Genomic DNA, 11,123 nt, shown 5'->3' on the forward strand with positions numbered 1-11,123 from the left:
GCCAGACGTACAGGTCCTGCATCCACAGCTGCGTGGTCGAGAACACGTAGCGCTGCAGGACCACCGTGAAGCAGATCAGCACCGCGGCCAGCGACAGCCACGACAGCGACCTGCCGACGAAGGTGTTCAGCCGCCCGATGGCGACGACGAGGCTCGCGAGGGCTTGCATGGAAGGTCGTGGCGCAGCGGGGGGTGGCAGGGCCGCCATACGCGACGCCCGCGGCGTGGGTGTTCGCCGCGGGCGTCGGATCGGTGCGTGGCGGTCGCCCGGAGGGTACCGCCACGAGGCTCCTTACTTGAACTTGAAGAACTTCTCGCGCGCGACGAGGTACGGCGAGTCGGTGATGTCGGCGCGAGTGCGCAGCAGGGTCAGGGCGGCGACGAAGCTCTCGGCGGTCTTCTTGGCCAGCGCGTTGTCGCTGCTGCGCACCCCGGCCAGCACCTCGGCCGAGGCTTCGGCGCCGGCCTTGAGGATCTCGTCGGAGAACCTGAGCACCTTCACGCCGTGCTTGTCGACCAGCGTCTGCAGCGCGCGCGGGTCGTTGGCGTACATGTCCGACGCGACGTTGTCGTACTCGGCCTGGCAGGCGCTGCGCACGATCTCCTGCAGGTCGGCGGGCAGCGCGCGGAACTTCGACTTGCTGACCACCGCCTCGGTGGCTAGGCCCGGCTCGATGAAGCTGGGCATGTAGTAGTTCTTCGCGATCTGGTAGAAGCCCAGCGCGAGGTCGTTGTACGGGCCGACGAACTCGGCCGCGTCGAGCGTGCCGGCCTGCAGCGCCTGGAAGATCTCGCCGGCGGCGAGGTTGGTCACCGACGCGCCGAGCTTGGCCCACACCTGGCCGCCGAGGCCCGGGGTGCGGAAGCGCAGGCCCTTCAGGTCGGCGACGGTCTTGATTTCCTTGCGGAACCAGCCGCCGGCCTGCGTGCCGGTGTCGCCCGACAGGAAGCCCTGCACGCCGAACTGGTCGTAGATCTCGTCCCAGATCTGCTGGCCGCCGAGGAAACGCACCCAGGCCGCGTGCTCGCGCGAGGTCATGCCGTACGGCACGCCGGTGAAGAAAGACAGGCCGACGTTCTTGTTCTGCCAGTAGTAGGCCGCGCCGTGGCTCATCTCGGCGCTGCCGTTGATCACCGCGTCGAGCGCCTGCAGCGGCGGCACCAGTTCGCCGGCCGAGAACACCTTCACCGACAGGCGCCCGCCCGACATCGTGGTGATGCGCTTGGCGAGGTTCTCGGCGCCGACACCGAGGCCGGGGAAGTTCTTCGGCCAGGTGGTGACCATGCGCCACTCCTGCCGGCCCTGCGACAGCGCGGGCGCGGACAAGGCGGCGGCGCCGACGGCGGCGGTGGCGGTCAGGCCCTTCTTCAAGATCGAACGACGGTCCATCGGTGAAGTTCCAGATATCAGAGGTTGACGGAACGGGTGTTCCCGATGGTCGCCGCCCCTCGTTGAATGCAGGCCGACGCGCGGGCACCCCCAGGCCGCGGGATTATGCGACCGTGGCGGACGATCCTAGCCGTGATCGACGCGCAGGCCGCGCCGACCTGAGGAAAACGAGCATGGGGGCGACACGGGCATCGCCCGGGCGTTCAGCGCGTGTGCGCGGCGACGAACAGCCGCGTCGACCTCGCGCCGCTGCGGCAGAACATCAGCAGCGGGCGCGGCAGCTCCGCGAGCAGCCGCGCGCACGCGGCGACCTCCTCGGGCGACTGGTAGTTGCCCGGCACCGGCAGGTGGCGGTAGACGAGCCCGGCGGCCAGCGCCGCGGCCTCGACCTGCGCCGAGGTCGGCTGGTCGGGGCCGCCTTCGAAGTCGGGGCGGTTGTTGATCACGCTGCGAAAGCCCAGCCGCGCGGCCTCGGCCATCGCGGCCGGGCCGAGCTGCGGCGCGACGTACACGTCGTCGGTGATCGCCCGCGCCGGCAGGCTCGGGTGGTCGGGCGCTATCGCGGCGGTCATCGGGCGCCGGTCAGCGCGGCCTTCACGGCGGCCGACACGACACCCATCTCGGCGCGGCCGGCGAGCCGCGACTTCGCCGCGGCCATGACCTTGCCCATGTCGCCCGGACCGCTCGCGCCGAGCTCGCGCACCAGTGCCGCGACTTCGGCGCCGACCTCGTCGGCGCCCAGCCGCTGCGGCAGGTACGCCTGCAGCACCTCGAGCTCGGCACTTTCCTTGGCCACCAGATCGTCGCGGCCGGCGCCTGCGAACGCGGTGATCGAGTCGCGGCGCTGCTTGACCAGCTTGTCGACGACGCCAACGACGGCGAGGTCGTCGAGTGCGACGCGCTCGTCGACCTCCTTCTGCTTGATCGCGGCCAGCAGCAGGCGCACCGCGGACAGCCGCGCGGCGTCCCTCGCGCGCATCGCGGCCTTCATGTCTTCGGTGATGCGGTCTTTCAGACTCATGCCACGCGCTTTCCAATTGAAGAAGCCCGCGCGGCGCACCGAGCGGGCTTCGTCGAAGACCAGCCGCCGATCAGTACAGCTTCTTCGGCAGCTGCATGCTGCGCACGCGCTTGAAGTGACGCTTGACCGCGGCCGCCTTCTTGCGCTTGCGCTCGGCGGTGGGCTTCTCGTAGAACTCGCGCGCGCGCAGTTCGGTCAGCAGGCCCAGCTTCTCGATGGTGCGCTTGAAGCGGCGCAGGGCGACGTCGAATGGCTCGTTCTCTTTGACGCGGATCGTGGTCATGAAGCGGAAAGTCCTTCGGATGCGGGCGGTGGGGCTTCGTCGAACGAAGGGGGTGCGATTCCCGCCGGGCCCAGCGCAGTTTTGCCGGCAAAGATTTTCATTATAGTCATTTCCGCGATCGAGGCCAGTGCACGCCTTCGCCTGCGACGCCGGGAGCCGGCGTGGCTGCACCCGCAGCGGCGGGATCCGCCCGCGCGACCCGCTAGCATCCCGGTTCAAGTTAGGGACGGTGCGCATGGCACCGCCGTTGCCGCTTGTGCCTCCGTTCACCCGCCCCCACCATTGATGTCGTGCGACCGCGTCGTCTGACGTGCTCACGGCCGCAGCGACCCCCAATCAGCGCCCGCCGATGCCTGCCACCGAACTCTCCCGCGACGACGCCGTCGGCTCTGCCATGTTCGCCGGTGCGGCGCAGGCGCTGCTCGACGCCATCGTCGAGCGGCAGTCGGCGCTGTTCGCGGTCAAGGATGCCGACAGCGGGCGCTATCGGCACGTCAACGCGGCGATGGCGGAGTGGCTCGGGCAGCCCGCCGAGGCGCTGGTCGGGCGCACCGACGCCGACCTGTTCGACCCCGACGTGGCCACCGCGCTGCGCTCGGCCGACCAGACTGCGCTCGCGCTCGATGCCGCGTCGGTGGCCGAACACCGCTTCGACCATGGCGGGCAGCGCCACGAGTTCAGCGTCCTGCGGCTCGCGCACCGCGACGCCGGCGGCCGTCGCTGGCTGGCCAGCGTGTGGACCGACCTGGCGGCGCAGCGCCAGCGCGAGGCGCAACTGCGGCAGGCGCTCGAGCAGCTCGAGCAGCAGCAGCGCGCCAACGCGCAGCTGCGCCAGGAACTGCACGAACACCGCGGCGGGCCGCGCGACGTGGTCACCGGCCTGTACGACGCCGCCCACTTCGACGACCTGCTGCAGCGCGAGGTCGACCTGTCGAACCGCGAGCATCGCGAGTTCGCGCTGGTGTGGATCGCGCTCGATCCGCCGACGCCCGAAGTGGCGATGCTCGGCGACGACGCACGCCGTGGCGTGCTCGGCGCGCTCGGGCGGCTGTTGCGCGGCAACACGCGGGCGATGGACGCGTCGTGCCGGCTCGACGACGGCCGCTTCGCGGTGCTGCTGTCGGGCGTCGGGCTGGCCACCGCGCACTCGCGCATGGAGGGGCTGCGGCGCCAGTGCGCGACGCAGATCGTCATGGCCGACGGGCACGAGGTCGGCTTCACGGTGTCGATGGGCGTGGCGAGCTTCCCGCACACGGCTCACTCGCTCGACGAACTGCTCGCCGCCTGCGACGGCGCGCTGGCCGAGGCGCAGCGCCGCGGCGGCAACCGCGTCACGCTGGCGGCGATCCGCTTCGAGACGACCTGAGCCGGCCGCGGTGCTCAGCCGCGCCAGGCCTTGATCAGCATGTAGGTGGCCAGCCCGTACAGCATCAGCGCGAACACGCGCTTGAGCTGGCGCACGTCCATCGCATGCGACACGCGCGCACCCAGCGGTGCGGTGACCACGCTGGCCAGCGAGACCACCAGCAGCGCCGGCAGGAACAGGTAACCGACCGCGCCGGGCAGCGTCGCGGGCAGCGACCAGCCGGCGATCACGTAGCCCGCGGTGTTGGCCAGCGCGATCGGAAAGCCCAGCGCCGCGCTGGTGCCCACCGCCTGGTGGATCGGCACGTTGCCGCGGGTCATCCACGGCACCGACATGAACGCGCCGCCGGCGCCGACCAGGCCCGAGACGAAGCCGATCGCGCCGCCCATCGCGGTGCGGCCCGCGGCGCCGGGCAGGCGGTGCGCGGGCTTCGGCGGCCGCGCGAGCAGCATCTGCGTGGCCATGAAGGCGATGAACACGCCGAAAAACAGCCCGAGCCAGTGCCCCTTGAGCAGCGAGAATGCGCCCGCCCCGGCGAGCAGCCCGCCGGCCACGATGCCCGGCGCGACCTGTCGCACCAGGTCCCAGCGCACGGCGCCGCGCCGGTGGTGCGCGCGCACGCTCGACAGCGAGGTGAACAGGATCGTCGCCATCGAGGTGGCGATCGCCATCTTCACCGCCAGCCCGGTCTCGACGCCGCGGCTGGAGACGATCAGCGTGATGAAAGGCACCAGCAGCATGCCGCCGCCGACGCCGAGCAGCCCGGCGAGGAACCCGACCGCGCAGCCGAGCAGCAGCAGCTCGGCGACGAGCAGCGCGTCCAGGCTCAAGCGGCCTCGTCGAGTGCCGCGAGCACGGCCTGCCACTGCGCCGGCGTCACCGGCGTGATCGACAGCCGGTTGCCGCGGCGCAGCACCTGCAGGTCGGCCAGTTCGGGACGCTCGCGCATCTCGCGCAGCGACAGCAGCCGCGTCTTGCGCACCAGCCGCACGTCGACGTGGAGCCAGCGCGGAGCCGCCGGGTCCGATGCCGGGTCGTGGTACGCGCTGTCCGGGTCGAACTGGGTCGCGTCGGGGTAGGCGGCGCTGGCAACCTCGGCCAGCCCGGCGATGCCGGGCTCCGCGCACGACGAGTGGTAGAAGAGCACGCCGTCGCCGACGCGCATCGCGTCGCGCATGTAGTTGCGCGCCTGATAGTTGCGCACGCCGGTCCAGGGCACGGTGGCCCGCGGCGCGCGCGCCAGGTCGTCGATCGAGCACTCTGCGGGCTCGCTCTTCATCAGCCAGTAGGCCACGGGATCCGTGAGGCGGCGGGGGAGAGGGTGTCCGCCGCGAGCCGTGGGCCGCATTCCTGAACCCTCAGGGAAGTTCAGGTGGGCGAGGTCAACGTGGCTTCGGGTTCATCTGACGCGAGACGATCACACCAGCCGCGCGATGTTCCAAGCCCTGGCTCGATGAGCATCGGTTCAAGGAAATCTAGACCCACGCGAACGCGACGGACGCGGCCATTCTATGCGCGCGGCCGCGTGTGGCTAGAGCAGTCGGCCGTCGTCGCCGAGCGCGGCGTCGATGCGCGTGATCAATGCCTGCAACTCGGCGTCGGCGGGCGCCGGCGACGTCGCGCTGCCGGCAGCCGGCGCGGCCGGCCGTTCGGCCAGCTGATACGCGAGGTTCAGCGCGGCCAGCACCGCCATGCGCTCGCGCGCCTTGACCTTGCCGGCGTCGCGGATCGCGCTCATCTCGCGATCGACGGTGTCGACGGCGGCCAGCAGTTGCGCCTCGCCGCCCTCGGGACAGCCGAGCCGGTAGCTCTGGCCGAGGATCGTGACCTCGATCTGCTTCACGGCGCGTCGCCCCGGGCCTCGTCGGCGCCGATGCGCTCGAGCAAGGCGTCGACGCGCGAGCGCGCCGCGGCCAGCCGCGAGCGCAGGCTGTCGCGCTCGGCGCTGAGCACCGACACCTGTTGCTCGAGCAGCGCGTTGGTGCGCTTGAGTTCGTCGTGCCGCAGCAGCAGCCGTTCGATGCGTTCGGCGAGTTGGTCCAGGGTTGCCATGCGCTGCGCGACGGGGAACTGCGGACGATTGTAGGAGGGCGCGTCGGGCCGGCTGGTAGCATAACTGCCGTTGGTGCCCGCGCCGGTGTTCGTTTCGGCGCGGGTTGAACGGGAAGCAGGGAGGCCGGATCCGCCGGACGAGGCCCAACCTGCGCTGCCCCCGCAACGGTAAGCGGACGGGCGAGCGGCTGTCGTCGAGCCGCGAGCCCCGCTTCGGTCGCAAGCCACTGGCGCGTCGTCGCCGGGAAGGTCACCGAGGTCGTTTCCGCCAGCCCGGATACCGGCCAACGGGGTGACCCTCGGCGCAAGCCGGGGGTCGTGGGTGTCGGCCTGCGGGGAAGCGGGCGGACACGTTCGGCTCGGAGTCCCTTTCTTCATGGATCCCCGTTCCCTGCGGACGCCGCCGTCCGCCTGCGCGGCATGGATGCCGTGCGCCTTCGTCCTCGCCTGGCTTCCCGGCGCCGCCGCGGCCGACGAGATCGTCGTCACGGCCACGCGCACGCCGGTGCCGGTGTCGCACACGCTGGCCGAGGTCACCGTGCTCGACCGCGCCGCGCTCGAGCGCAGCGAGGCGCGCACGCTGGCCGAAGTGCTGGCCACCACGCCCGGCCTGCAGTACAGCGTCAACGGCGGGCTCGGCAAACCCGCGTCGGTGTTCGTGCGCGGGCTCGAGGCACGCCACCTGCTGCTGCTCGTCGACGGCGTGCGGGTCGGCTCGGCCACCGTCGACCTGCCGTCGATCGACAACCTGCCGCTCGAGGCGATCGAGCGCATCGAGATCGTGCGCGGACCGCTGAGCTCTCTGTACGGCAGCGGCGCGCTCGGCGGCGTGGTGCAGGTGTTCACGCGACGGGCGTCTGCCGACGCCGCCGGCCTGCGCGGCAACGCGAAGTTCGGCGGCGGCAGTCACGGCTACACGCTGGCCGCCGCCGGCGTCGGCGTGGCGACGCGCGGCGTCGACCTCGCCGTGCAGGCGCAGCACCAGCGCAACGACGGCTTCTCGGCGACGAACGCGAAGGTGCCGTTCGGCAGCTTCGACCCCGACGCCGACGGCTGGCGCCAGAACGGTGCCAGCGTGCGCGCCGGCTGGGCCTTTGCGCAGGGCTGGCGTGCCGACGCGATGTGGCTCGAGTCGCGCGGGCGCACGCAGTACGACGACGGCCCCGGTGCCGACGCACGCGCGTCGATCGTCAACCGCGTGCAGTCGCTGCAGGTCGACGGGCGCCTCGCCGAGGGCTGGCACACCCGGTTGGCCGCCGGGCGGGCGCTCGACGTGTACGACACGCTGGCGGCAGCGAGCCCGTGGGCCACGCTCGGCCCGATCGAGACCGACCAGCGTCAGCTGGCGTGGGAGCACCGCGTGCGGCTGCCGCGGGGCGAGGCGCTGCTGCTGGCCGAGCGCGTCGAGCAGCGCGTGGCGCGCAGCGGCGAACCGTTCGACGTCGACGAGCGCACGATCGACGCGCTCGGCGCCGGGTGGTCAGGACGGCACGGTGCGCACGAGGGCCAGGTCAGCGTGCGCCGCGACCGCAACTCGCAGTTCGGCGGCCACACCACCGGCACGCTGGCCTACGCGTACCGAGTGGCGCCGGCATGGCGGCTCGGCGCGAGTGCGGCGACCAGCTTCAACGCACCGAGCTTCAATCAGCTGTACTACCCGGGCTTCGGCAACGCCGACCTGCGACCCGAGCAGGGCCGCCACCAGGAATTGTTCGCGCAGTGGCGCGGCGGCACGCACCAGCTGCGCGCCACGCTGTACCGCCACCGCTACCGCAGCTTCATGTCGGCGGGGCCGCAGCCGACGAACATCCCGCGCGTGGCGATCGACGGCGCGACGCTGGCGTGGGATGCGCAGGTCGGCGCGCTGGCGCTCGCCGCGTCGGCTGACTGGGTCGACGCGCGCAACGCCACCGATGACGGCGCCGACGAGGGCCGACGCCTGCCGCGGCGCGCGCCGCGTGCGGTCAAGGCCAGCGCCGACTGGCAGCTCGGTGGCTGGTCGCTGGGGGCGTCGCTGCAGGCCTATGCGGCGCGACACGACGATGCGGCGAACACGCTGCACATGGGCGGTTACGGCGTGCTCGACCTGCGCGCCGACTGGACGCTGGCACGCGACTGGGTGCTCGGGCTGCGGCTGAACAACGTCGTCGACAAAGCCTACGAGACGGCCTACGGCTACAACCAGCCGGGGCGCGAGTGGTTCGCGACGCTGCGCTGGGCGCCGCGATGACCCTGGCCGCCGCACGAGCGGTGTTCGCCACGCTGCTCGGCGTGCTCGCCGCCGCCACGGCGGCGCAGACCACGACGGCCGCGGAGCCGGCGCGCATCGTCTCGATGGTGCCGGCGCTGACCGAGACGGTGTGCGCGCTCGGCGCCTGCGCGCGGCTGGTCGGGGTCGACCGCTTCTCGAACTCGCCGGCGAGCGTGCGCACGCTGCCGCGTGTCGGCTCGCTCGAAGACGCACAGGTCGAGCGCATCGTCGCGCTGCGCCCCGACCTGGTGATCGTCGTGCCCTCGGCGCGTGCAAGGGCGCGGCTCGAGGCGCTGGGGCTGCGCGTGCTCGCGCTCGGCGCCGACAGCCTGCACGAGACGCGTGTCGCCACCGCGGTGCTGGCGCGCGAGCTCGGCGACGCCGCGGCCGCCGAGCGGCTGTGGCAGGGCATCGACGCACGCATCGCCGACGCCGCGGCGCGTGTGCCGCCGGCGCTGCGCGGGCACCGCGTGTACTTCGAGATCGCCGCGACCCCGCACGCGGCGAGCGAGGCGTCGTTCATCGGCGAGCTGCTCGCGCGCCTGGGTCTGGCCAACGTCGTGCCGGGGTCGCTGGGCGCTTTCCCGCAGCTCAACCCTGAGTTCGTGTTGCGCGCGCAGCCCGACCTGGTGATGGCGTCGGCGCAGGCGCTGGCGGACATGCCGCAGCGCCCGGGCTGGCAGCGCCTGGACGCGCTGCGCGAGCGGCGCGTGTGCGGCTTCGCGCCCGACGACTACGACATGCTGGTGCGCCCGGGCCCGCGGCTGGGCGAGGCCGCCGGGCGCGTCGCCGACTGTCTGGCCGCGCTGGGAACGAAGCCGCGATGAGCGTCGAAGGCCCGGCCACGCCGCGCACCGGTCGCGTCCGGGTCACCGGGCCGGACCGTGGTGCAGCGGCGCTGGCCGCGGTGCTGGCCGGCGCCGCGCTGCTGCTGGCGGTGGTCGGGCTCGCGGCCGGCAGCGAAGGCTGGTCGTGGACCTGGACCGACGAGTGGAACCTGGTGGCGGGCATCCGTGCACCGCGCAGCGCGGGTGCGTTCGCGGTCGGCGCGCTGCTCGGGCTCGCCGGGGCCACCGCTCAGGGGCTGTTCCGCAACCCGCTGGCCGACCCGTACCTGCTCGGCAGCGCCGCCGGCGCCGGGCTCGGCGTGATGGGCGTGCTGGCGATCGCAGGGGGTGTCGGCGCCGGGACGTTCGCCGCGGCGCTGCTGCAGGTCGGGCTGGTCGGTGCCGCGTTCGCCGGCGCGCTGGCCGGCGTCGGGCTGACGCTGCTGCTGGCCGGCGGCGCCGGTCGGCCGCTGGTGCTGCTGCTGGCCGGGGTCGTCGTCGGCGTGCTGCTCGGCGCGCTGGCCGACCTGCTCGCGCTGCTCGTGCCGCAGGCGCTGCGCGCGCGCCAGGCGTTCCTGCTCGGCAGCACCGCCTTCCTCGGCTGGGACAGCGTGCGCGTGCTCGCGCTGGTGCTGGTGCTGGCGCTGCCGCTGGCCTGGCGTTTCGCGCGCGCGCTCGACGCGCTGGTGCTCGGCGAGGCCGGCGCCGCGAGCCTGGGCGTGCCGCTGGCGCGCGTGCGCCTGCTGCTGGTCGCGCTGATGGCGTTGGCCACCGGCGCCGCGGTGGCGCAGGCCGGGCTGGTGGCCTTCGTCGGGCTGGTCGCGCCGCACCTGGTGCGCCGACTGGTGACCGTCACGCACGGCGCGTTGCTGACGCTGTCGGCGCTGGCCGGCGGCGTGCTGCTGCAGGCCGCCGACGTTGTCGCTCGCAGCGCGATCGCGCCGCAGGAGCTGCCGGTCGGGCTGCTGACCGCCTTGTTCGGCGGCGTGTACCTGCTGCTGCTGCTGCGCCGGCGTCATGCCGGCGGAAGCTGGCGGTGAGCGCGATGCTCGTCGCGAGCGGCTTGACGCTGGCGCTCGGCGGGCGCCGCGTGCTCGACGGCGTCGCGCTCGGACTGCGGCGCGGCGAGTGGGCGGCGATCGTCGGGCCGAACGGCGCCGGCAAGAGCACGCTGCTGACGCTGCTCGCAGGACTGCGGCGCCCCGACGCCGGCCGCGTCGAGCTCGACGGCCGGCCGATCGGTGCGTGGAGCGCGCGCGAGCGTGCCCAGCGCGTGGCCTGGTTGTCGCAGCACGGCGAGGCCGACGGCGACATCGCTGCGCGCGACGTCGTGCGCCTCGGCCGGCTGCCCCACCATGGGCTGTTCGGCGGTGTCACCGCGGCCGACGAGGCCGCCGTCGAGGCGGCGATGGCCGAGACCGAGTGCGCCGCGTTCGCGTCGCGGCGGCTGAGCGAGCTGTCGGGCGGCGAACGCCAGCGCGTGCTGCTCGCGCGCGCGCTGGCGGTGCGCTCTCCGCTGCTGCTGCTCGACGAGCCGACCACGCACCTCGACGCGCCGCACCAGCGCGCACTGGTGGCCAGCCTGCGCGAGCGCGCCCGTGCCGGCGCCGCGGTGGCCGCGGTGCTGCACGATCTGACGCTGGCGCTGGCCGCCGACCGCCTGCTGGTGCTCGAACGAGGACGCCTGCGCGCCGACGGCCCGCCGGCGCACGCCGAGGTGCGCGCCGCGCTGCAGGCGGTCTTCGGCGGCGCGATCCGCGTCGAACGCCTGCCCGACCCGGCGCACGACGGCGAGCGCTGGGTGGCGCTGCCCGACCTGTGACCGCCGCGCCGAGCGTGCCTCGCGTGCCGCCGCGCCGACAATCACTGCCGATGGGCCCGCAACGCATCGTCTGCCTGACCGAGGAGACCACCGAGTGGCTGTACCTGCTCG

13 protein-coding genes and 1 riboswitch are annotated in these 11,123 nt (G+C 73.3%); of the genes, 5 read left to right on the forward strand and 8 right to left on the reverse strand.

Annotation, left to right across the window (positions count from 1 at the left end; all coding sequences use genetic code 11):
* Positions 1-292 precede the first annotated feature (292 nt).
* The 4 genes from PKC53_RS17415 to rpsU form a co-directional block, all read right to left on the reverse strand.
* Entirely contained in the window at positions 293-1,390 is a 1,098-nt protein-coding gene (locus tag PKC53_RS17415; protein WP_324430918.1) for a TRAP transporter substrate-binding protein, read from the reverse strand.
* 203 nt (positions 1,391-1,593) lie between these two features.
* Entirely contained in the window at positions 1,594-1,962 is a 369-nt protein-coding gene (locus PKC53_RS17420) for a TIGR01244 family sulfur transferase (RefSeq protein ID WP_324430919.1), read from the reverse strand.
* Complete coding sequence (locus tag PKC53_RS17425) at positions 1,959-2,411, reverse strand: GatB/YqeY domain-containing protein (protein ID WP_324430921.1); 453 nt, start codon at positions 2,409-2,411, stop codon at positions 1,959-1,961. Before PKC53_RS17425 ends, PKC53_RS17420 begins: the two co-directional genes overlap by 4 nt.
* Positions 2,412-2,481: 70 nt before the next feature.
* Positions 2,482-2,694 carry a 30S ribosomal protein S21 gene (gene rpsU / locus PKC53_RS17430; protein WP_104301834.1) on the reverse strand — a complete coding sequence of 71 codons (213 nt, stop codon included), beginning with the start codon at positions 2,692-2,694 and terminating at the stop codon, positions 2,482-2,484.
* A gap of 349 nt (positions 2,695-3,043) precedes the next feature.
* Here rpsU and PKC53_RS17435 point away from each other — a divergent pair, with 349 nt between their 5' ends.
* On the forward strand, positions 3,044-4,060 hold the full coding sequence (locus PKC53_RS17435) for a GGDEF domain-containing protein (protein ID WP_324430928.1): 1,017 nt from the start codon (positions 3,044-3,046) through the stop codon (positions 4,058-4,060).
* A gap of 14 nt (positions 4,061-4,074) precedes the next feature.
* On the opposite strand, the gene PKC53_RS17440 is transcribed toward PKC53_RS17435, so the two are convergent.
* The 4 genes from PKC53_RS17440 to PKC53_RS17455 all read right to left on the reverse strand — a co-directional run bounded on the left by PKC53_RS17440 (position 4,075) and on the right by PKC53_RS17455 (position 6,112).
* Positions 4,075-4,890, reverse strand: a complete 816-nt coding sequence (locus tag PKC53_RS17440) for a sulfite exporter TauE/SafE family protein (protein WP_324430930.1) — start codon at positions 4,888-4,890, stop codon at positions 4,075-4,077.
* Positions 4,887-5,408 carry an EVE domain-containing protein gene (locus PKC53_RS17445; protein ID WP_324430933.1) on the reverse strand — a complete coding sequence of 174 codons (522 nt, stop codon included), beginning with the start codon at positions 5,406-5,408 and terminating at the stop codon, positions 4,887-4,889. The genes PKC53_RS17440 and PKC53_RS17445 overlap by 4 nt, the downstream gene beginning before the upstream one ends.
* Before the next feature lie 183 nt (positions 5,409-5,591).
* Positions 5,592-5,903: a cell division protein ZapA gene (locus PKC53_RS17450; protein ID WP_324430935.1), complete on the reverse strand. Its 312-nt coding sequence runs from the start codon at positions 5,901-5,903 to the stop codon at positions 5,592-5,594.
* Entirely contained in the window at positions 5,900-6,112 is a 213-nt protein-coding gene (locus PKC53_RS17455) for a DUF904 domain-containing protein (RefSeq protein ID WP_324430936.1), read from the reverse strand. Before PKC53_RS17455 ends, PKC53_RS17450 begins: the two co-directional genes overlap by 4 nt.
* Before the next feature lie 54 nt (positions 6,113-6,166).
* Positions 6,167-6,416: riboswitch (cobalamin riboswitch) on the forward strand.
* Positions 6,417-6,536: 120 nt separating this feature from the next.
* Between PKC53_RS17455 and PKC53_RS17460 the strand changes: the two genes are divergently transcribed.
* The 4 genes from PKC53_RS17460 to PKC53_RS17475 are packed head-to-tail and all read left to right on the forward strand — an operon-like array spanning position 6,537 to position 11,012.
* A complete protein-coding gene (locus tag PKC53_RS17460; protein ID WP_324430938.1) occupies positions 6,537-8,342 on the forward strand; it encodes a TonB-dependent receptor in 1,806 nt (601 codons plus the stop codon).
* On the forward strand, positions 8,339-9,190 hold the full coding sequence (locus PKC53_RS17465; RefSeq protein ID WP_324430940.1) for a helical backbone metal receptor: 852 nt from the start codon (positions 8,339-8,341) through the stop codon (positions 9,188-9,190). Before PKC53_RS17460 ends, PKC53_RS17465 begins: the two co-directional genes overlap by 4 nt.
* Positions 9,187-10,230, forward strand: a complete 1,044-nt coding sequence (locus PKC53_RS17470) for an iron ABC transporter permease (protein WP_324430942.1) — start codon at positions 9,187-9,189, stop codon at positions 10,228-10,230. The genes PKC53_RS17465 and PKC53_RS17470 overlap by 4 nt, the downstream gene beginning before the upstream one ends.
* A 5-nt stretch (positions 10,231-10,235) precedes the next feature.
* Positions 10,236-11,012, forward strand: coding sequence for an ABC transporter ATP-binding protein (locus tag PKC53_RS17475; RefSeq protein WP_324430948.1), 777 nt, complete (start codon positions 10,236-10,238; stop codon positions 11,010-11,012).
* Positions 11,013-11,123: the final 111 nt, after the last annotated feature.

Origin of the sequence: Azohydromonas sp. (assembly GCF_035325925.1) — a bacterium.
GTDB lineage: Bacteria > Pseudomonadota > Gammaproteobacteria > Burkholderiales > Burkholderiaceae_C > Calidifontimicrobium.